Genomic DNA, 20,039 nt, shown 5'->3' with positions numbered 1-20,039 from the left:
GTACGCTTCCGCTACAGCGGAGACCCTCCGCCTCGCCGCTGAACCTTTTTGAACGTCCCAACCCCGACCAAAAGCCACAACGACAGGCGAAGCTGAGCCCCCCCACCCAATAACGCAGTGTAGATGTAAAAAGTCACCAGGCACCTTTTAAAAACGCGATGGCGAAGCCGAGCCCCGTCCGGGCGGACCGCGAAGCGCAGCCAGTCCCCAACTATAGAGGTCGTTCAAAAAGGTCCAGATTCGAGGCGGAGGTCGGCCCTCGCAGCGCAGGCGTGCTCCGAGCACGTCGGAGCGAGAAGGCCGATCTCCAACGAAGAAGATGGGCCTTTTTCAACGGCCGTTTCTTAAAGATTCTTAGCTTGGCAGGAGGGGCAGATCCCGTACAACTCCAGGATATGATGGGTCAGCTTAAATCCAAACTGATTCGCCACCTTCTCTTGCAGTCCTTCGATGGCCTTATTCTCGAACTCACAGATCTTACCGCACTTCACACACGTCAAGTGATCGTGGTGACCTTTCGGGGTCAACTCGTAACGAGCTGGCAGGCCGCCCATGCGGACTTCCGTCACGAAAGTGCCTTCGGTCAGGGTTCTTAGGAAACGGTAAACCGTGGCAAAGCCAATGTCCGGATGTTCTTTATTCAGTTTTTCGTAAAGCTCTTGAGCGGTGACGTGACGGCGGCCTTCATGCAGGGCCTTTAAGATCGCCATACGCTGACTGGTGACTTTCAGGTTCAAGGCACGGATGATGCGCTTCAATTCAGCTTCGTCGAACTGATCGGCGTGAACGACGATGTCGTCATCATGCTGTCTTGGAAGAAATGGAACTGTGTCTTTACCCATGGTCACCTCAGGGCTTCGTTATAGGTGAAGGCCCCGAAGATGTCCAATTTATTAAGAATCATTTTCATTTGGTTTCCAGTAAGCTGACACTGGACGGCTAAAAACTGCGTAGTTTCAAGCCTTTAGAAATATGAGAAACGGCATTGTGAGGGTGCAGACTCTCGACATGGCTGAATTCAGCCACGTAGTCCAAAATATCCACCTTGGCGTCCAAAGCTTCCTTCACACGGCGGGCAGCGTCTTCACAGAACATCAGGTTCTGGCCGTTGCGCAGAGCGAACTCCTGCTCGTCCTCGCGCTTCACAGCCCCTTGAACCGCGGTCTGCAAAGCTTCTTCAACAATGTCGATCAAATCGCCATAGTTGTAGTTCGCCCCCACTTCCGCTTTTACACGGGCAAAACTGCGCTGGGCGTGCGGAGTCGCCACGATCCCCTGCGGAGTTCCCAGCCAGGAATGAACCACATCGAAATCCAGCGGTTTGTCAGAGGAGAAATTCTGTTTAAAGCCATCCTGAATCAACTGACGGGACAACGCCGCCGACGCCGGGCAGGTGCTGGAGTAAGTCACCACAACCTCAACGAAGTAGCTGATCTGCCCTTCTTCATTGAAGGCCGAAGTGATCACCGGATAAGAGCGCCAAGCCTGGTTGTTGCTTTTCAAAGCCTTGCGCACCAGAGGAGCTTCAAACTGCACCTGCACCAGAGCTTTGGTGGAAAGGTCTTCGTGAGTGCGCAGGAATTCTGTGGTCACATTGCCCAACAGCCCCAGGGACAGTTCCGACTTGGTCAGAAGCTCCTGAGACAAAAGATACAGGCGCGACATGTGGATGCCACGGGACGGTTTTTTATCAAGACTGACTTTCGCATCCACGCGTGCGGGAATGCGATAAACCCCATCAGCCTGCTTCAACATCACCGGCAGTTCGATAGAGCCCATACCGACCCAGTCGATCGGGGCAAAACGTTCAGAGTGGGTTTCTTTGGCTACGTCAGGAAGAGATTGTTTCGTCATAAATTTATATCCAATTCACCGCTGGTCTTATCGCAATTTCCTGTAAATGGCTCTCACTTTTCCCACCCAGCGAAGCTTTTTCAGACAGGTACTGCCCCGAAGGCTTTGAAGCACCGCAAGACAGAGCTTTAATATGGGTGGCGCCCTCGATAAGAAGCGATATATTGGGCCCCTATGTCACAAAAGCAACTGATCCTCGCAAGCACCTCGAAGTACCGCCAAGAGCTTCTTTCTCGATTGGCTTACAGCTATTCGGCCCAAGCGCCTTTGATTGACGAAGAAAAAGAGAAAGACCCGGCCCTGGCGCCGCAGGCTCTGGCGGAAAAACTGGCGGACCTCAAAGCGGCCAGCCTGAAAGCCGCCGGCAAAGTCGTCATCGGTGGCGACCAACTAGTGTCCTTCGAAGGCCGCATTATCGGTAAGGCCCACACGGCCGAGCGCGCTGTCGAGCAACTGATGTCCATGCAGGGAAAAACTCATGATCTGATCACCGCGATCTGCGTTTATGACGGCGACAAGAAAATCGCCTATACCGATATCACCCGCATGCACATGAAGAAAATGACCCGCGCCCAGATCGAACGTTATGTGCAACTGGACAATCCGATTGATTGCGCTGGCAGCTACAAAATTGAAAAACACGGCATCATGCTGTTTGATAAAATTGAAAGCCAGGATTTCACCGCGATTCAAGGATTGCCCTTGATCGAGCTTGGCAAAATATTAGAGAATGCAAACCTATGAACGATACACAGAAAAAACTATTTGAAGCCGCCTGCAAGGCCCAGAAAAAAGCCCACGCCCCTTATTCCGACGCCCTGATTGGGGCGGCGGTGCTGATGAGCGACGGACAGATTTTCAATGGCTGTAATGTTGAAAATGCCTCTTACGGCGGCACCGTGTGTGCGGAACGCGTGGCGATCTTTAAAGCGGTCAGCGAAGGCGCACAAAAACTGATCAAGGAAGTGCTGGTTGTCAGCGATGCTGAAAAACCATGGCCACCGTGCGGATTCTGCCGTCAGGTGATTGCAGAGTTTGCCAACGAACACACCGTGATTCACACCGCGAACCTGCAGGGTAAAATCAAGACCTTCCAGTTCCCGGAAATCTTCCCCGAAGCCTTTACTCCAAAGCATTTGGATTAGACAATCAGGGAAAAGGGAAATCCAATGCCGTTTTTACTGCTGGTTTTATTTCTTTTTTCCCCCTGGGCTGAGGCTAAGAAAATCATCTTTGCCTCAGATCCCTATCCGCCGTTCATCTATGAACAAAATGGCGAAGCCAAGGGCACGGCTGTGGATGCCCTGGAAAAAATTCTGGACATTCCCCGCAAAGACCTCGATATCCGCATTATTCCCTGGAAGCGCGCGCTGAAAGCCGCCGAACAAGGCAGCGTTGACATCATCGGTCCGATGCAAATCGATCCCAAAAAGGACTATCTGCTGTTCACCAAGAAGGTCTTTCCGTCCGAAGAGGCCGTATGGACCCTGGCCTCCAGCCAGTACCTGAGTCAACTGAACTGGAAGACCACAGAAGAACTGCGCAATCACAATCTGGGGTATGTTCTGGGTTATGAATACGCCGAGCCCTTCGGAAGTTACTTGAAATCCCCTCTGGCGAAAAAAGTCGAAGTGCAGGACGTGATTCAGGGCATGCGCAAGCTTTTGTCCGGCGATATCAGCCTGTTTATCTGCAACACTCAAGTTCTGGAATTTTACGCCAAAAGCGAAGGCATTCCGCTGAAGACCTTCAAACGCATTGGTCCGCCTATTGTTGAAGAATTCGGAGTTTTTGGAATTTCACACAAATCCAAGCTGGCGCGCGATCTGGACAAGATCAATGCGCGCATTTCGAAACTGCCACCGGCAAAGTCCGCCTTGAATTAACGGAAACTTGAGAAGTAATTCCAGAACGCGCCCGACTTGGCCTGCAGTTGTTCTGTCATTTTGCGCAAAGCCTGAAGATAAGGCTTGAACTCGGGCTCTTTGGCCGCCGCCAGGATTTTTTCAGCCTTGGCAAAGTTATCCAAAGCATAGGAACGGCGAAGCTCCAGCCCCAGCGCATTGGTTTCAGAGGTTTTCGGATCCACCGAGAACTGCACCCGCACACCATAGTGATCCGACAAAGGACGACGTGGTGTCCCCTGCATATTCACCTGCCCGTCCACAACCTGAAGGGTCGTGCCTGAAGCGCCAACATTAGAATAGAAGATGTAGTCAAAAACCTGATCACTGAACAGCCAGCCCAGCGGGTTTCTTGCACAGTAAGTGCAATAGCCTTTTTTAGGGTATCCACCCATGGCGTCTTCCATCGCATCACGCGTGGCCAGAGTCGCCATCACAAAACCGCGCTCAACACTGTCGACATTGGCGTTAAAATCACCAGACAAAAGCATCTTCAGATCCTGATGTTCCATGCGCCAGCGCAACAGATCCAGAACCTGGGTCAGGCGCACGGCTTCGGATGTCGGGTGCAAATGGGTGTTGATAAAATAAAAGTCCTCGTCGATACCGAAGAATCCGGATTTAACAACGTGGAAGGCTTTTTTCACATTCAAGGCCTCACGGACCGTATCCAGCACACCGCCTTCATTGTTCACGGCAAAAGAGTGGGTTTCCGTGCCCTTCACATCACCCATAAACAAAGACATCACCCCGATACGTTCGGTTTTATTGGGTGCACTGATGCTGTATTGTCTTTTCAGGTCATTTTCGATTTGATTGATTTGCGAATCATTCCAGACTTCCTGCAAGTGGACCACGTCACACTTGGGAATGCCCTGTAAAAGAGCCGTCATGCGCCCCGTGCGCTCTTCGATGCCCTTGGCGTACACCGGACCATATGCATTGAAATTCTGCAGGCAGAATCTTGGCGGTCGATTGTCAGGAACCCAATACTGCTCAGCAAAGGCCTGAGCCGACATCAGAAGAGCACCACCCAATAGCCATGCTTTAAGTTTCATAAAGAAGTCCTCGCCGCCTAAAAATTCAGGGCATCCGGGAACTGATATTTCAAGAGTCGTGCAAAGCCGAGGAAGCTTTATATTGAAGGCCGCAGCCCCCGGACTGTCAAAGATATCGACACTGAACCCGAGCGCGGCATTAAAGCGCGGAATAGGACTTTTTCACAGGATTTTTTTTACTGTTGCGGGGGAACTCTCCGGTGGCAGCCCCTTCGCTGCGAAGATGGCGCAGAACAATCTTCTCATAGGTTCCGGACTTTTTCAGATCGCTTAAGGACTGGTTGAACTTCTTCACCAGCTCCACGCCGTTTGGATGACTGCGACTGACAATAAAATACAACTGCGTTTTCGGCAGCAGATGCGGAATCAAGCTGACTTTTTCAACAAGCCCGGTTTCCCGCAAAGCCGCTTCACCTTGAGCATCATCGGTGACAAAGAAATCTGCCCGCCCACTGTTGACCATCTTTGCACAGGTCGCAGTGTTTAAGACTTCAAACACTTTCACGTGTTTTTTCTGAACCATCTCCGCCAGTTCAGGAGTCGCCGGAACCCATCCCAAGGGCAGGCAGTAGGTTTTTCCGTGCAGACTTTCCAGACTGGAATAGAAACCGCTTTCCCCTTTTGCGGCAAACACCGTATTGCGGACCTCATAAAGAGGTTCAGAAAAAAGGAATTCTTTTTCACGATCGTTCGTTTTCAAATAGGGAAACAGGCCATCGAACTGCGCCTGTCGGGCCTTTTCAAAACCGCGCCGCCACGGCAACCAGGTAAGATCCATCGAATGCCCCATGCCGGAAACCACTTCCTGCACAATCTCTGTCACCATACCACCCCGTGACAGCTTCTGTCCGGTATAGGGTGCATAGCCGTCATCTGTGCTCAGCTTCACAGTTTTAGACCAGGCTGGAGGGGTCATCAAAAGAGCTGCCAGAACGATCCATCTCATGCCTTTATTATCGGTTTCTTTCCCACTGATTTTCATTAAGGCAAAGCAATGATGCGCTAAAACCCCAACACCGGAAAATAAATCATTAACTATGAGGATTGTTCCTATTGCGTTTTGGTAATTGGTCTTCTGAGCCCGCATCTCTTACAACAGGAGCTTACTGAGGTCGCATTGGTTCACAAGCTTCTGTTTTTACTTTTAACTGCCTGTGCATGGTCACAGCAAAGTCTTGCTGCCAAAGCCAGCACAGTCATTCATCTGCTCACCATGGAAGCGCCGCCCTTTATGAGCAACTCGCTGCCGGAACAAGGTGCGGCGGTCTATGCCCTTCGCCAGATCTATAAAAAGAACGGCTATGACCTAAAGGTCACTTTCACCCCTTACCTGCGGGCTAAAATTCAGGCTCTGCAGAAAGACGACGTGTCCGGATTTTTTCCCGCCGCCCAGGAAAACATCGCTTCCGGCTATGTGCTTTCCAAAATCATGTACGTCACCCCCTGGGGCTTTGCTGAACGCAAAGACAAGCCCATCATCTGGAATCAGCCCGAGGATCTTTTGCCCTATAAGATCGGCAATGTGATGGGTTATGAATTGTCCCGAGTCCTGGTGCCAGCCCAGAAAAAGAAAAAGTTCCATATCGAAAATGTTTCCAGCGATGAGCAGAATTTGCTGAAACTTGCCAAGAAACGTGTGGACCTGGCGTTTATCGACGCCACCATGTTTGAATATCTAATGAAAAGCAGCCCCAACCTTCGCCCCTATCAGAATGAACTTCAGATGAATGGCAAAATCATTCGCATGGACGAATACGGCGTCGCCTTCAAAAACAGCGGCAAGGGCAAAGAACACCTTGAGACTTTCAACCGACTTATTCAAAAAGAAGAGTTCCACCGTCTGGTGGAACTCTATTTTAAAACTCACTTAACTGATTAACTTAAACGCTCAGACAAACGCCTTCCGCCAACACATTGACACGGATGGATTCAAGACTGCTGCCGGAGGAAAGTTTATGGCCTTTCAGGGACGCTGCCTGAGCCAGAACATCCTCCAGCCCCGACAACGACAGGCCCTTCAACAGACGGAAGCCTTCGTGCTGATAGTCTGCTTCGCAGTCAAAGAACCGGCACCAGACAAAATCAAGGCGCAGAAGCTGACTGCCCTGCCCTTGAGGCACCAGTTCCAGGAAATGGGAATAAACGAAACGCTGCTGTTCCGGGGATTGCTGCGAGTTCCACTGGAAACTCCATCCTCGCTCTTCACGGAATGTCAGGCTGGTTAGCACTGCGTCTGCCGGCTCGGCATTTTCCGCAAGCTTCAGGCGGGCCACCGCCATCACTTCCGCCAAAGCGTGATTCAAGCTGGCGCTTTTGGAAACGAACAAATCCCGCTCCAGCTCGGCCTTCAAAGCCCCCAGCCACTGATCCACGTCCATCAGGTTCACAGTCATCCCGGACAAGGGATCAATGCGTCCGCTCTTCGGGGAAAACCCGGCAGCCAGATGAAAAAGAAAACCCCGTCGTGATGACAGGGCTCCTTTTAACGTGATTCGAATGGGAATCTCTCTGACAAATTGAAGCATTAGTTCAACTGCAGAACTTGAGTGTTCATAGTCACGTGGGACTTGGAACGGAACATATTGATCCACGCCTCAAACATACCGTCGCCACGGCGTTTTTGCATCATCTCTGCAGACATTGGCTCCAGAGCGGTTTTGACTTCTTCAATTTTGCTTTCTTTCAGTTTCAAAACGTATTTGCTGTTGCCGTCACGAACCAGGCGCTTCAGCAAAGGCTCTGTTTTGCTCAGCTCAAAGACCGCTTCCGTAGCCACCGAGCTGGTGATTTTCGGGAAAGTCTCAGAACCCAGTTCAACCAAACCGGTTTCTTCCCAGGTCGCTTTCAGCTCTTTCAGTTGTGCGTTAACTGCGGCTTCGTCGCCTTTTACCAAAGCCTCATCCAAAGCTTTGATAGCTGCGTCGGCTTTTTCCTTGGTCATAGCCTTGGTCGCAGCTTCAGAGTCGATTTTCACGAAAAGAACATTGATCTTTGCCGCGCGCAGATCCTGAATCTTTTTCAGTTCCACCGCTGTTGGTTGAGTCGCCAGTTCGAACAAAGCACGAGTGCGAACGTTAGAGATGTCTTTACGGATTCTATCTTCAAAGTTAGCCGGAGTGGTGCGCGTTTGCTCGATAAAACGCATGTAGTATTCTTTCTGGAACATGCCGTTTTGCTGAAGGAACGGGATGTCTTTCACGATATAGTCGCGAACTTCCGCGTCTGTCGCCAAAATGCCGTTCTTTTGAGCAGCCTGGGACACAAGTTCCATGCGCACCAGATTCTCCAGCGCTTGCTGGCGCAGAAGTTGACGCTGAGAGCTAAAGTCCATCTGGGTTCCGAACAGGTTTTGGTAGTACTGCTGGATGCGGTTTTCTTCATTTTGGAAGTCCGCCAGAGAAATCAGAGTGTTGTTCACGCGAGCCACGGAGCCAACGCCCGCACCCATTCTTTCGGGCATCCCGAAGAAGACGAAAACCATAATGATGGCACCGAAAATAACCATCGCCGTCACGCTCTTCGCGTTGATTCCTCGCTTCATCTTTTCTGCCATATTATCGCTCATAACTTTTCCTTCCTTAATCAAGCTATCAAACAAACCGCTTCATTACCTTACGAATTTTATAAATATTCAAGGGGAAATTGTTGTATTCCTTAGCGGTTTTTACTAGCGTTGAGAAATATTAATACAGCAAACTTGTGATGATCGGGATTGTCCTGGCTCTGCCACTGATTTCCATCAACATGCAGCAGCGCCCGCAAGAGTCCAACTGGCTGGCAAAACCCTTCAGCCTTCTGGGCAGCGCGGTTTCTGAATCCTTCTATGGCTTCAGCTCCGGCGTCAAAGGCACCACCGCCATGTATCTTGATCTTATCAACATCAAGAAGCACAGCGAACAACTGGCCAGCACCAACAATGAACTTCAGGCGCGCCTGGAAAAAATGAACGAGTTGCTGATTGAAAACGACCGCCTGCGCGGTCTTTTGACGTTCAAAGAACAAACCAAAATGTCCCTGATGGCAGCGCAAGTCATCGGCCGCGACCTGGTGATTGATCACAACACCATCACGATCAACAAGGGAACTCAAGACGGCCTGAAAGCCGGCCAGGCCGTGATCACCACGGGCGGGGTTCTGGGTTACATCTTTAAACCGGACACCTTCACTTCGCATGTGATGCTGATCACCGACCGCTATGCGGTGGTGGATGGTATCGTGCAAAGAACCCGTGCCCACGGGATTGTCGAGGGTAAATCCCAGTACAGCAGCACTCTGCAACTGAAATACGTGGAAAGAACCGAAGACGTTCAGGAAGGCGACCTGGTTGTGACCGGCGGCCTTGACAACATCTTCCCTAAAGGGTTCCCGGTGGCCGTGGTCGATTCCGTGGAAAAGAAAACTTTCAGCGTATCCTTGAAAGTCGACCTGCGCCCGGTGGTGGACCCTTACAAAGTGGAAGAGGTCTTTGTCGTGCTTCAGGGTAACAATGAGGATTTCGGCGACAAGTTCGCGCCTGCATCTGCAACTGCGACAACCGAAACCACGGCGGAAGGCGCTGCGCCCGCCGCGACTCCGGCTGTGAAGCCGGCGGCGACTCCGGCAGCCAAGCCGGCGGCGACTCCTAAACCTCAGGAGAACAGACAGTGAAAATCCGCTGGAATGCCCTTTTGAATTTCCTGGTTTTCCTGGCAGTGCTGATGCTGCTGGCGGGATTCCAGACAACCTTCTGGTTCCAGCTTTTCGGGAATGTTCCTTCCCCGCTGCTGTGGCTGAATCTGGTTGTATATATGATCCTTTATCGTAAACCGTTCCCGGCCATCTTCACGATTTACGCCATGGGCTTCATTTTGCTCACATTCACCGCGATGCCGCTGAAGATGATGTGGATCAGCCTCATTATTCTCTTTACCTTGGTCTATACTATCAAGAGTCGCGTCTTTTGGTCCGGCTCAGGATATTATACGATTATGTGTGCATTCTCTGCCGTGGCCTATCACCTGATCTATTTCTTTGGATCCATGGTGCTGGAGAAAAACCCTGCGAGCTTTGAGATTGTCGATCGCCTTGTACAAATCATCCTGACTCCCTCCTTTGCATTCCCGATGTACTGGCTGCTGGCCAAGATCGACAAGGTCACTCAGGACGAGCTGGTTCATGAGCCCGGAGGATTGGAGCTATGAGTACATACGTCAGTAATCCGGACGAGGCAAAAGAGTACCTGGGCCGGTACAAGATCTTTTATATCGCCATCGGCTTTGCCCTGACCATCTTCACGATGCGTCTGTGGTATCTGCAGATCATTTCTGGTAATGAGCTGCGCGAGTTCTCGGAAAAAAACCGTATCAAACAAAACAAAATCACCGCTCCGCGCGGTCTGATGCTGGATCGTGATGGCAAAGTGCTGGTGGAAAATCTGCCGGGCTTTGAGGCCATCCTGTCCCCGCAGTACATCGAAAGCCTTGATGAGCTGGCGAAAACTGTCGGCCCGGTTCTGGGCATGGAACCGGAAAAAGTGGTTCTGAAGGTTCAGAAAAGCCGCCGCCAAAACGGTCCGTTTGCACAGATCCGTCTGAAAGAAAACCTGAGCCGCGAAGAAGTCTTCCGTCTGAAACGCATGCGTCTGGACACTCCGGGCCTTGAGATCCGCGAATCCATCGTGCGCTTCTATCCATTGCGTGACAACGGCGCACAACTGTTTGGTTACGTCGGAGAGATTTCCAAGCGTCAGTTGCCGGTACTGAATGACCTGTACAAAGGCGCACTGAAGTTTGACCAGGGTGACATCATCGGTAAATCAGGTCTGGAAGAAACCCTGGAAAGAGACATCCGTGGTTCTGACGGCGTCAGCTTCATCCAGGTCGACGCCCACGGGCGTGAAACGGTAACTCAGACACCAAACATTTACGGTGAGCAGATCAAGGACATGATCCCGGTCCACGGGAACAACGCGATTCTGACGATTGACCGTGATATCCAGGAAGCCGCCTTTAAGTCCTTCATGAGCTTAAACCGCATCGGTGCGGTTGTGGCGATGCGAACCAACGGTGAAATCCTGGCCTGGGTCAGCACCCCGTCCTTTGATCCGAATGAGTTTTCCACCGGTATTTCCGCGCAGACTTGGTCCAAACTGATCAACGATCCGTTCAAACCTCTGCGTAACAAAGTTATCCAGGATCACAATGCCCCGGGTTCGACTTTCAAACCTTTGGTGGCAGTTCCCGCTTTGCAGGAAAAAGTGATCACTCCGACGACGATTGTGTCGGCTCCGGGTGTGTTCTACTTCGGCCGTCGTCCTTATCATGACCACTTAAAAGGCGGTCACGGTAACATCACGGTGTTTGAAGCTTTGGAACGATCCTCCAACGTGTTCTTCTATAAGATGGGTATCGCGTTGGGCGTTGATAAAATGTTCGACTATATCAGTCTGCTGGGCATCGGTCAGAAAACCGGTATCGAGCTGGCGCGTGAGGTTTCCGGAACCATGCCAAACTCGGCTTGGAAAAAATCCACTGTCGGCGAAGAGTGGCAGCCGGGGGAAAACCTTTCCACAGCGATCGGTCAGGGTTTCGTGAACGTGACTCCGCTTTCCATGGCGATTGCCTACAATGCGATCGGCACCGAGGGTAAAGTTGTAAAACCGTTCCTGCTTCGCAAGATCATCGACCAGGACGGAAAAGTCCTGCGCGAAAACTTCCCTCAGGTGGTTCGTGATCTGCAACAGACTCAGCCTAATGGTGTGAAGATCTCTGCAGAAACGTTTAAAACCGTCAAAGAGGGCATGCGCCGTGTGGCCAATGGCGAGCGCGGAACTGCGAAGCGCTACAAGGTTCCGGGCGTGCAAATGGCCGGTAAAACCGGGACAGCACAGGTTATGGGCTTCTCGGCGGATCAGATCTATGCGAAGTGCGAAAGCCGTCCGATTCACATGCGTCACCATGGTTGGTTCATTGCGTTTGCTCCGGCAGACAATCCGGAAATCACCATCGCCGCTTTGGCAGAACACTCGTGCCACGGAAGCTCCGGTGCGGCCCCGATTGTTCGCGACATTGTTGAAGCTTATTTCATGAAATATCACCCTGAAGTGATCGAAGCGGCGTTGAAAGCCACCGGTGGAAAACGTGCGCAAGCACCGGCCGCCGGACCGGAAGTTGAAGGAGAATAAGAGTGTTTACCTCTTTGCATGTTGAAGAAAGAACCCTCTTCAAAAAATTAGACATCAATCTGATCATCGTGATCCTGGCCCTGAATGTGATCGGCCTGATCAATCTTTGGAGTGCGACCCACGGCCCGACCACTCAGGACGTGGCATCCCTGTTCATTTCCCAGATCATGTGGTTGATCGTGGGCTGGACGGTTTTTTTGGTTGTGACCATTGTTGATTATTCCATCGTCACCAGAATTGCCCTGATTGCCTATGTCCTGAATCTGGGCGCGATTTTGTATGTGACCTTCTTCGGTAAGGTCGCCTTGGGGGCGCAGCGCTGGATTGATTTGGGTTTCTTCCGTTATCAGCCTTCTGAAACCATGAAACTGGCGTTAATCATGCTGATGGCCAAGATCCTTGCCACTCGCAGCACCCACGGCTCAGGCATGGGCCTGAAGGAACTGGCGCTGCCTTTGACAGCCCTTCTGATTCCGTTTGGTCTGGTTGTTGAGCAGCCGGACTTGGGAACCGCGATGATGCTGGCCGCGATCGGCGGATCCATGCTGATCTTTGCAAAAATCCGCAAAACCATTCTGGCAACGATCATCGCCCTGGGAATCATCGCGATTCCGATCGCCTGGAAATTCGTTTTGCATGATTATCAGAAAAACCGCGTTTTGACGTTCCTGTCCCCGACCAGTGACCCACGCGGCACCGGTTACAACAGCATCCAGTCAAAAATCGCCGTGGGTTCCGGCCGCTTCTTCGGAAAAGGCTTTATGAAGGGCACCCAGTCCCAACTGGAGTTCCTGCCGGAACGTCACACGGACTTTATTTATTCTGTTCTTAGCGAAGAACACGGGTTCGTGGGCTCCATCGCCGTGGTGGGTTTGTTCTGCTTCCTGTTCATCACCGGAATCCGTATCGCTTCGAACGCCCGCGACAAATTCGGAGCGTTGTTAACCGTGGGAGTCCTTTGTTACATCTTCTGGCACATGTTTGTGAACATCGGAATGGTGATTGGACTGCTGCCGATCGTAGGGGTTCCTTTACCACTGCTGTCTTACGGTGGTTCCAGCATGCTGACCACCATGGCAGGCTTGGGATTGGTTTCCAGCGTCGCCTACCGCAGATATCTGTTCTAGAAATTCCAAAATCAAAGAAACAAAAAAGCTCTGAAGCACCCCTTCAGAGCTTTTTTTATTTTGATGATTCCCCTGAGTCCGGGCACAGCCCGGCCCTGTCTCTCAGTGACTGTCTCATTCTCAGAATTTATCCCAGATCGACTAACCACTAATCAGACAGTGTTCATACTTTGATTGACACCCCCCTTTGCCAGACTCAATTGATTCCGTTTAAAAGGTGCTTCAAAGCAAGACCTGAAAGATTCCGCACACCTGGCCACTCGGCATGGCCCTTGAACTATACCTCTGTAACAGGAGGACGCGGATATGAAAACGAAACATCTCAAAATCGGAATCGCCTTTGTCACCGCATCGCTCACGTCGGTTCTATTTAACAACTTCTCTTTCACCCAGTGGCAGCGCCCTGAGGTGCCAGCGATGGAAAGCGTGAACGAAGCTTCACGTGTTTCTCACGCGAAAGAACTGCTGGGTGGCGGCTATAAAGGCAGTGACGCCCAGAAAATCGAAGGCCAAAAGGCTTTGAACGAAGCCATTCTTTCCAAAGTGCAAACTCACCTGCCGGCAAAGTTCAAAGGCCAGGCACGCGCCATTGCCCGCACGGTGATTTCTGAAAGCGCCAAATACGGTATGGATCCGGTGTTTGTTCTTGCGGTGATCAAGACGGAATCCAAATTCAATCCCCTGGTTGTCGGCCGTCACGGCGAAATTGGTCTGATGCAAATCAAACCCGACACGGCGGAATGGATCGCGAAAAAATTTGACCTGCCTTTCAACGGTAAAAAGACTTTGCAAAGCCCGTCTGCGAACATCAAGATCGGCATGGCTTACATGAACTATCTGCGTGCGAAGTTCGACAAGAAGGCGATGAAGTATGTCAGTGCCTATAACATGGGTCCGACAAATGTGCGCCGTCTGCTGGCTAAAAACGTGAAACCGGCAGAGTACAACTCAAGAGTAATGAAGAACTACAGCGTTCTTTATTCCAACATCAATTCCAAGAATCCACACACCGTGGCTGCTCTGTAAGACAATCCTGTTCCCGCTCGCAAATTCGAACAGCGAGCGCCTCACCAGGGGTTCAATCCATAGGCTGCTAAGGTTGCCAAAGATTGTCCCCTTTTTTGCGTTTCTGACAGCCCACCGGCTTCTACCACTATTTAATGGTTTCTCGCATTGGAACAGTTATCGCAAGGTTTCCTCCCATCAGGAGAAAACCATATGAAAAAGAGTCTGACGGCCCTGGTGGCCCTGTTCCTATTAAGCAGTATTGGCCAAGCAGCCCCTTATTACACTGGCATTGGCTGTAACGAGGAAGGCACGTCCTGCATCGCTGGAAAGCCCTCTAAACGCGTTTTGCAGTGGTCCCGCAAAGGCACTGTTGATGAGCTGGGTTCCCGTTGTGAGAAGTTCTTCGATAATCTGGAACAGCGCCAGCGTGTGATCGGCTCCCAGCGCGCGATTGACCTTAAATACAAAAACTTCACCTTCAGTTGGGTTGCCGGCGATCTGGATCAGAATGGTCACGCCAAAATCAGATGCTCTATCGAGCTTCACTCTGAAATCGCGGATGTGAAAATCGTGGGCGAAAAAGTAAAGAGCCTTTACTGGGTTTGTGAAAACGAAAACAGCGGTGGCATCTGCAAAAACTACGAATCCGACTGCGAAACTCTTCGTCAGCAGACACTGAAGGACCCGACAGTTCTGGATGCGACAATCTATCGTGGCGCTTCCCTGATGCAGGGTAATATCTGTGACGTGGTTGCCGCTCGCTTCAAATAGTTCTGATTTCTCTCTTCTCTAATAAAAAAAAGCCGGAGTGTTCCTCCGGCTTTTTTGTTTTCTGCGCGCTTTAAGCGGCGTTGCGCCCCCGGGCCCGGGATATCTCGCGGCATTCGTTCAGCATCTGTTCATAATAGCTCAAGGTCTGCCGCAGGTTCTGCATCACCACCACCTGATCATCTGGTGGCAACGAGGCGATCTTGCTCAGAGCCTCTTCCGTATGTCCCACGTCCTCTTCAGCATGCACGCGGATGAAATGTGCGGCTTTCGGCCCCCAGGCCTTTTCAATGCGTTTATTCATGTAATCACCAAAGTGCGCCGCCAGCGCCTCCAGCCCCAGAATGTAACCAAAGAAAGCCATCGGCGAATGATGTTCGATATAATAGTACTGGGTCTGATAAAGGGCGCAGGTGCCTGGCATCTCCGGCCACTCTTCCATTTTGCTTCCCAGAGTTTTCAGATCATTCACCAGCAGCTTGTCGTGCCCTTTTTCCTCTGCACAGTGAGCCAGGAAGCGATTATGAAACTCGGGCGCTCCAAATGGTGTGCGCGCACCAGCCATCGCCAGCAGCCGCGTGGTGTGACGGGCAAAATAGAATGTCTGCGACACCCAGGCAGAATAGGCATTTTTGTCCTCCCACGGAAAAGCTTCGATCTGCTTTTTGGAGGAACTCAGAAGGGTCATCAGTTCATCGTTAACGTTCTTATTGTTAGGCATGTGTCTCTCTTTTCAGGTTTAATAAAACCATTAAGCTGCAATTTTAAGATTGTTTCTGCGAACTTCACGCAGACAGGTCACGTGGGATCTTTTATCGGCCCACAGGCTTTCCACCAGGTCATTGGACTTCGGATCCGGAAGAGGCACAACCTCCCCTTTTGCCGTCATCAGGATTTCACACTCATAGTTCATCTTCATCACACTGCCAAAATAGGCGGTTCCGCTTTTTTCCGCTTTGCGCCGGACGTGCAGATCCTTGCGGGCTGTGCCCACCCAGCAGTCCCATGGCGAAGCTTCCATCACCTTGCTTCCCAGCGCGATGATGATTTCGGCCCAGTTCACCTCGGCATTGCGCGAACGGTATTCGGGAATCACTGTCAGGTACTCCATGCTCATCAAAGTATTGATGCCACGGCTTTTGAATTTGTCGATAATCGCCTGATCAAAGGCTTTCATATAATGGTGGTCACGAAGGGCGTCCGAGCGCAGATCAAAGGCGCTGTACAAATGGAAACCGAAAACTTTTCCGTTGTCGGTCAGGCAGACAACAATGTCATTGCGATGAAAATCATCCGGATTCAAAGGTTCGCCGACTTTACCCAGCACCTCTGAATAGACCCGCCTCCATACTTCGTAGACGTCGTTGCTTAATTTTACTGTTTCGGGATTCAACTCGCGTGGATTGAAAAGGTGATACTGAAACTTACCCATACACTCTCCTTCCGGCAGAGTGTTTCGGATGTTCCAGTTGTGAACTTGATAGTGTTTACTAATTTAAGACGTTTGATTCTGAGAACCTGTGACTTGTGTGCTGTGTTTCTCAAAAAATCACATTGCAAAAAAAATCAGTTGCGGATCATTTCAACTTTCTCAAGAACGATCACACAGTCCGGGCGCTTGTTGCGGTAAACCGGAGCCATTCTGCGAATTTCGCAGTTCATCGTCAAACGCTCTGCCGAACGGGCTTCGCGCAGTTGATGAACAGGAACATCCGGAACAAATGTGCCATCCACTTCACCATTGAACACCAGATTGCAGGCATCGATGATTTTCTGGGTGACGGCTTCTTCTCTTTCAAACAAAGACCACCACTCATAGGTGTTCAGTTCTTCAAGAGTGTAAGAGCAGCAGTCAAAGAAATTGAAATTGCGGAACAACTGAACGTGTTCTTTGGAATAGATCTCGATGATATCCTCGTTCTGAATATGATTGAACAGATCAGAACTTGGCACCAGCCCCAGACGACGGAATGCCTTCCAGGTGAAAGAAAGACTGTCGTTGATTTTGTAGCCTTCAGCCAACTGGGAATGACACAGCTCCTGATAGAAGCGCACTTTTTCAACGGCGTCTCTTTTCTTATCCAGAGGCAAACGGGAAAAATACGGAAGACCCGGAACATACGGGCGCACGGTTTTACCTTCAGCTTTCAGCATCAGGGAAATATCCATGGTGATCGTCTTGAACTCTTCGTTCAGAACTTCGTGTTCACTGTCTTTAACGTAAATTCCTGGGTACATGATATCCTCGGTCGGCCCAACAAACATTGTTTGGGGTTCTGTGAAGTATCATAGTGAAACGCCGGACTCTTGTCCAATTCAAACAAAAAAAGGCCCCCATTGGGAGCCTTCTTTACCTACTTCTAATAATTCTAAACAGGGACGCGATTAAACGTTTTTGTTCAGGAATTCAAGAATAGCGTCTTTCGGGTGGTTGCCAACCAATTGGCCCACTTCGCTGCCGCCTTTGAACAACAACATCGCAGGGATACCGCGGATGCCGTATTTGCCAGGAACGCTTGGATTCTCATCCACGTTCACTTTTACGATTTTCACTTTCGCACCCAACTCCTGTGCAACTTCTTCAAGCTTAGGAGCCAAAGCACGGCAAGGTCCACACCACTCGGCCCAGAAATCTACCAGTACTGGAGTCGAAGAGTTTAGAACTTCTGCATCGAAAGACGTGTCTGTAACTGCTTTAGTAAATGTGCCCATGAATGGCCTCCGTAATATCTACACTCAATGTGATCACGGAAACCTTATCGTCAAGCCCGGTGAGGATCAATTACTTTTTAAAGAGGGCTTTGGTGAACTCTTGGCGCAACTTATCGAGTTCGTTGATGTTTTGACTATCCCAGTCAGCTTCCAGGGCCTTTTGGCGTCGACGCGCCTCAACCCGAGTCACGGTGCTATTCGGAGAGACCTTCACATCTTCCACAAGCTTCGCATACTTAGCCATCTTTTCTTGAAGTGCTTTATCAGCGTTTTTCAAGTTCTCTTGAGCGCGTGCAATCAACTGGGCCTGCTCGTCTTCTTCATTCCCCAGGCCTGTCCCCGGCAGTGGAACTTCGACTTTTTCAACCTCTGGTGCCCCGCCACCCAAAAGCTCTCGTTCAAATGCCTTCAGATCGACATCCGGAAAATCCGATGCCGCCTCCGCTGCCGCACCGCGCTCAGCATCTGCTGCCGCCATTCGATCACCAAAGCGGAAGGTTGGCTTTTCCCTTTGCTCTTCATCAGTTACAAGCTGGCCTTCAGAGTTTTCATCAATTCTTTCCGTGCGCAAAGACGGATCGCTGTTGGCTTCAACTTCTTCCGTGGAGCCCTTGATAAAGATCGCTTCTTCTTCCGGAGAAAACTTTCCGCCCCCTGCCACCGTGGTCCCGGACTTTTGCGGGCTTTCCACGTGCATGGCTTTGTTCAGGCGCTCCAGCAGCACGGCCTCATCATGCCCGAGCATGCGACCGATCACTTGCACCAGGCGCACCGGCGCCACCGGAGACTCCAGCACCATGTCGACGCGGATCTTAATCAGATCCTGAGGATTGGGCTTAAAGTTTGCCGGGAAAATAAGCACGGATTTTCCCTGCCAGCGGGTCATTTCTTTCAGACGTTTCCCCACGCCCAGCGAGCTGACTTTACCGCCCTTCCCCGCACCGACAACAAGATCCGGATTGAATGCCAGCATTTGCTCAGCCACAGCGTATTCGCTGGACAGACCGATGACATCAAAGCCCACCTTTTTCAAAGTGCCTTCAACAGACATCAAGTCAGCATAATCCTCGTAAACCAAAAGAATCTTGTTCATAGTTCTATTGTCAGATAAGCAGAGTCATGGGTCAATAAGGCTTCTTCTGGACAATGGGCGCGATGACCTTGGGCCCAAGGCGCTCTAGAATAGGTTCAACACACGGAGCCCCCGGCGACTGACACTGAGACCCAGGGGCGACCAAAACGGAGACCAGATTTGAGTATTTTTAACGGAAAAAAAGCCGCGCAGTACATTTTCTTTGAGATGCTCCCGAGTTTTATTTTGGGATTACTGGTGTTCGTCTCCATTATTTTGATGTTCCAGGTTCTGCGTTTGACCGAATTTGCCCTGGTCCATGGCGTGGCCATGAAAACCATCGCTGAAATCATTGGTTACGTCATTATCTCCATGCTGCCGATTCTGTTCCCGATGGCTTTGCTGTTCTCGGTTCTATTGACCTATGGACGTCTCAGCCAGGATTCTGAGATCGTGGCCATGAAAGCCTCGGGCCTGCCAATGGGCACTTTGCTGCTGCCCGCCCTGGTTCTGGCCACTTTGGTGGGTGTTATTTCCGCGCAGATGTCCTTCAACATCGCGCCCTGGGGCAATCGTCAGTTCGAGGTTCTTTATTCCCGTCTGGCCAACACCAAGGCCGCTGCCATCATCAAGGAAGGCACCTTTGCCGAAGGCTTCTTTGACATGGTCATTTACGCCAACGAGGTCAACACCGACAAGGGTCTGCTGAAAAAAGTTTTTATCTATGACGAGAAAAACGGCGACGTGCCTTTGACCATCATTGCCAAGGCCGGCGAAATTGTTCCGGATCCCACACGTCCGGGACATGAGATTTTGCTGCAACTGAATCAGGGTGAAATCCACCGTCAGGCCAAAACCCATACCAAAATCAGCTTTGACACCTATGATGTGCGCTTCTCGGAACCACAGAACATCGAGGAAAAAGCCAAGTCACCACCCTCTTTGACTTTGGAAGAAGTCCGCAACCGCCTGAAAGAGGACATCAAAGACAAAGAAGTCCGTCGCACTCTGCAAAGCGAGTATCACAAACGCTGGGCCATCTCGGTACTTTGTATCGTCTTTGCGATGATCGGCGTGGGCTTGGGAACAACCACCAACCGCCGTGCCGCCAAAGCCGGAGGCATGATTCTTTGTATTGGGATCATCATCTTCTATTGGATTTTGTACGTGGCTGCAGAAGGTGCGGCACGCAGTGGTGCTTTACCAGCGGCGCTTGCGATCTGGACACCGAACGTTCTTTTTGCTGCTTTGGGTGTGGAAACTTTAAGAAGAAACTGGAACTAAGATCGGGCTTGAAAAATAGAGCGATGCAGTAGCATCCTTACTACCACGGTCGTCCCTGACCACATCGCCCCTCCCTTACTTCAAATGGTA

22 protein-coding genes are annotated in these 20,039 nt (G+C 50.9%); 11 read left to right on the top strand and 11 right to left on the bottom strand.

Annotated features, from left to right (window positions below):
* Positions 1 to 344 precede the first annotated feature (344 nt).
* A complete protein-coding gene (locus tag B9G79_RS07020; protein WP_088564887.1) occupies positions 345 to 842 on the bottom strand; it encodes a Fur family transcriptional regulator in 498 nt (165 codons plus the stop codon).
* A 97-nt stretch (positions 843 to 939) separates the two neighbouring features.
* Positions 940 to 1,854, bottom strand: coding sequence for a GTP cyclohydrolase FolE2 (gene folE2 / locus B9G79_RS07015; RefSeq protein WP_088564886.1), 915 nt, complete (start codon positions 1,852 to 1,854; stop codon positions 940 to 942).
* Positions 1,855 to 2,028: 174 nt separating this feature from the next.
* Here folE2 and B9G79_RS07010 point away from each other — a divergent pair, with 174 nt between their 5' ends.
* The 3 genes from B9G79_RS07010 to B9G79_RS07000 are packed head-to-tail and all read left to right on the top strand — an operon-like array spanning position 2,029 to position 3,740.
* A complete protein-coding gene (locus B9G79_RS07010; RefSeq protein ID WP_088564885.1) occupies positions 2,029 to 2,598 on the top strand; it encodes a Maf family protein in 570 nt (189 codons plus the stop codon).
* Positions 2,595 to 2,999, top strand: coding sequence for a cytidine deaminase (locus B9G79_RS07005; protein WP_011164863.1), 405 nt, complete (start codon positions 2,595 to 2,597; stop codon positions 2,997 to 2,999). Before B9G79_RS07010 ends, B9G79_RS07005 begins: the two co-directional genes overlap by 4 nt.
* Before the next feature lie 24 nt (positions 3,000 to 3,023).
* Positions 3,024 to 3,740: a substrate-binding periplasmic protein gene (locus B9G79_RS07000; RefSeq protein ID WP_088564884.1), complete on the top strand. Its 717-nt coding sequence runs from the start codon at positions 3,024 to 3,026 to the stop codon at positions 3,738 to 3,740.
* Here B9G79_RS07000 and B9G79_RS06995 read toward each other — a convergent pair.
* Both B9G79_RS06995 and B9G79_RS06990 read right to left on the bottom strand, forming a co-directional pair.
* Positions 3,737 to 4,816 (bottom strand): endonuclease/exonuclease/phosphatase family protein, encoded by a 1,080-nt coding sequence (locus B9G79_RS06995; protein ID WP_088564883.1) that lies wholly within the window; start codon positions 4,814 to 4,816, stop codon positions 3,737 to 3,739. The two genes, B9G79_RS07000 and B9G79_RS06995, sit on opposite strands and share 4 nt — an antisense overlap.
* A 139-nt stretch (positions 4,817 to 4,955) precedes the next feature.
* Entirely contained in the window at positions 4,956 to 5,762 is an 807-nt protein-coding gene (locus tag B9G79_RS06990; protein ID WP_157678751.1) for a substrate-binding periplasmic protein, read from the bottom strand.
* A 171-nt stretch (positions 5,763 to 5,933) separates the two neighbouring features.
* Here B9G79_RS06990 and B9G79_RS06985 point away from each other — a divergent pair, with 171 nt between their 5' ends.
* Positions 5,934 to 6,695, top strand: coding sequence for a transporter substrate-binding domain-containing protein (locus tag B9G79_RS06985; protein ID WP_088564881.1), 762 nt, complete (start codon positions 5,934 to 5,936; stop codon positions 6,693 to 6,695).
* 1 nt (position 6,696) lies between these two features.
* Here B9G79_RS06985 and B9G79_RS06980 read toward each other — a convergent pair whose 3' ends face one another.
* Both B9G79_RS06980 and B9G79_RS06975 read right to left on the bottom strand, forming a co-directional pair.
* Positions 6,697 to 7,209: a hypothetical protein gene (locus B9G79_RS06980; RefSeq protein WP_232469308.1), complete on the bottom strand. Its 513-nt coding sequence runs from the start codon at positions 7,207 to 7,209 to the stop codon at positions 6,697 to 6,699.
* Positions 7,210 to 7,340: 131 nt separating this feature from the next.
* The gene (locus B9G79_RS06975) at positions 7,341 to 8,381 is read right to left on the bottom strand and encodes a SurA N-terminal domain-containing protein (protein WP_088564879.1); all 1,041 of its coding nucleotides are present in this window, start codon (positions 8,379 to 8,381) and stop codon (positions 7,341 to 7,343) included.
* Positions 8,382 to 8,518: 137 nt separating this feature from the next.
* On the opposite strand from B9G79_RS06975, the gene mreC reads away from it, so the two are divergent.
* The 6 genes from mreC to B9G79_RS06945 all read left to right on the top strand — a co-directional run bounded on the left by mreC (position 8,519) and on the right by B9G79_RS06945 (position 14,884).
* A complete protein-coding gene (gene mreC, locus B9G79_RS06970) occupies positions 8,519 to 9,463 on the top strand; it encodes a rod shape-determining protein MreC (protein ID WP_088564878.1) in 945 nt (314 codons plus the stop codon).
* Complete coding sequence (locus tag B9G79_RS06965) at positions 9,460 to 9,996, top strand: hypothetical protein (protein WP_015091519.1); 537 nt, start codon at positions 9,460 to 9,462, stop codon at positions 9,994 to 9,996. The genes mreC and B9G79_RS06965 overlap by 4 nt, the downstream gene beginning before the upstream one ends.
* Entirely contained in the window at positions 9,993 to 11,978 is a 1,986-nt protein-coding gene (gene mrdA, locus B9G79_RS06960; protein ID WP_088564877.1) for a penicillin-binding protein 2, read from the top strand. Before B9G79_RS06965 ends, mrdA begins: the two co-directional genes overlap by 4 nt.
* A 2-nt stretch (positions 11,979 to 11,980) precedes the next feature.
* Positions 11,981 to 13,105, top strand: a complete 1,125-nt coding sequence (rodA, locus tag B9G79_RS06955; RefSeq protein WP_088564876.1) for a rod shape-determining protein RodA — start codon at positions 11,981 to 11,983, stop codon at positions 13,103 to 13,105.
* A 306-nt stretch (positions 13,106 to 13,411) separates the two neighbouring features.
* Positions 13,412 to 14,131 carry a lytic transglycosylase domain-containing protein gene (locus B9G79_RS06950; RefSeq protein ID WP_088564875.1) on the top strand — a complete coding sequence of 240 codons (720 nt, stop codon included), beginning with the start codon at positions 13,412 to 13,414 and terminating at the stop codon, positions 14,129 to 14,131.
* A gap of 192 nt (positions 14,132 to 14,323) precedes the next feature.
* Positions 14,324 to 14,884 (top strand): hypothetical protein, encoded by a 561-nt coding sequence (locus tag B9G79_RS06945; protein WP_088564874.1) that lies wholly within the window; start codon positions 14,324 to 14,326, stop codon positions 14,882 to 14,884.
* A gap of 70 nt (positions 14,885 to 14,954) precedes the next feature.
* On the opposite strand, the gene B9G79_RS06940 is transcribed toward B9G79_RS06945, so the two are convergent.
* The 5 genes from B9G79_RS06940 to B9G79_RS06920 all read right to left on the bottom strand — a co-directional run bounded on the left by B9G79_RS06940 (position 14,955) and on the right by B9G79_RS06920 (position 18,686).
* On the bottom strand, positions 14,955 to 15,602 hold the full coding sequence (locus tag B9G79_RS06940; RefSeq protein ID WP_088564873.1) for an iron-containing redox enzyme family protein: 648 nt from the start codon (positions 15,600 to 15,602) through the stop codon (positions 14,955 to 14,957).
* Between the two features lie 30 nt (positions 15,603 to 15,632).
* Complete coding sequence (locus B9G79_RS06935; RefSeq protein ID WP_232469240.1) at positions 15,633 to 16,313, bottom strand: hypothetical protein; 681 nt, start codon at positions 16,311 to 16,313, stop codon at positions 15,633 to 15,635.
* A gap of 134 nt (positions 16,314 to 16,447) precedes the next feature.
* Positions 16,448 to 17,119, bottom strand: coding sequence for a hypothetical protein (locus tag B9G79_RS06930; protein ID WP_232469239.1), 672 nt, complete (start codon positions 17,117 to 17,119; stop codon positions 16,448 to 16,450).
* A 147-nt stretch (positions 17,120 to 17,266) separates the two neighbouring features.
* Positions 17,267 to 17,593 (bottom strand): thioredoxin, encoded by a 327-nt coding sequence (gene trxA / locus B9G79_RS06925; RefSeq protein ID WP_011164878.1) that lies wholly within the window; start codon positions 17,591 to 17,593, stop codon positions 17,267 to 17,269.
* 70 nt (positions 17,594 to 17,663) lie between these two features.
* Positions 17,664 to 18,686 (bottom strand): hypothetical protein, encoded by a 1,023-nt coding sequence (locus tag B9G79_RS06920; RefSeq protein WP_088564871.1) that lies wholly within the window; start codon positions 18,684 to 18,686, stop codon positions 17,664 to 17,666.
* Between the two features lie 159 nt (positions 18,687 to 18,845).
* Here B9G79_RS06920 and lptF point away from each other — a divergent pair, with 159 nt between their 5' ends.
* On the top strand, positions 18,846 to 19,949 hold the full coding sequence (lptF, locus tag B9G79_RS06915; protein ID WP_088564870.1) for an LPS export ABC transporter permease LptF: 1,104 nt from the start codon (positions 18,846 to 18,848) through the stop codon (positions 19,947 to 19,949).
* Positions 19,950 to 20,039 lie beyond the last annotated feature (90 nt).

The organism is Bdellovibrio bacteriovorus, assembly GCF_002208115.1.
Taxonomy (GTDB): Bacteria; Bdellovibrionota; Bdellovibrionia; order Bdellovibrionales; family Bdellovibrionaceae; genus Bdellovibrio; species Bdellovibrio bacteriovorus_C.
This window is presented reverse-complemented; position numbering and strand designations above follow the sequence as displayed.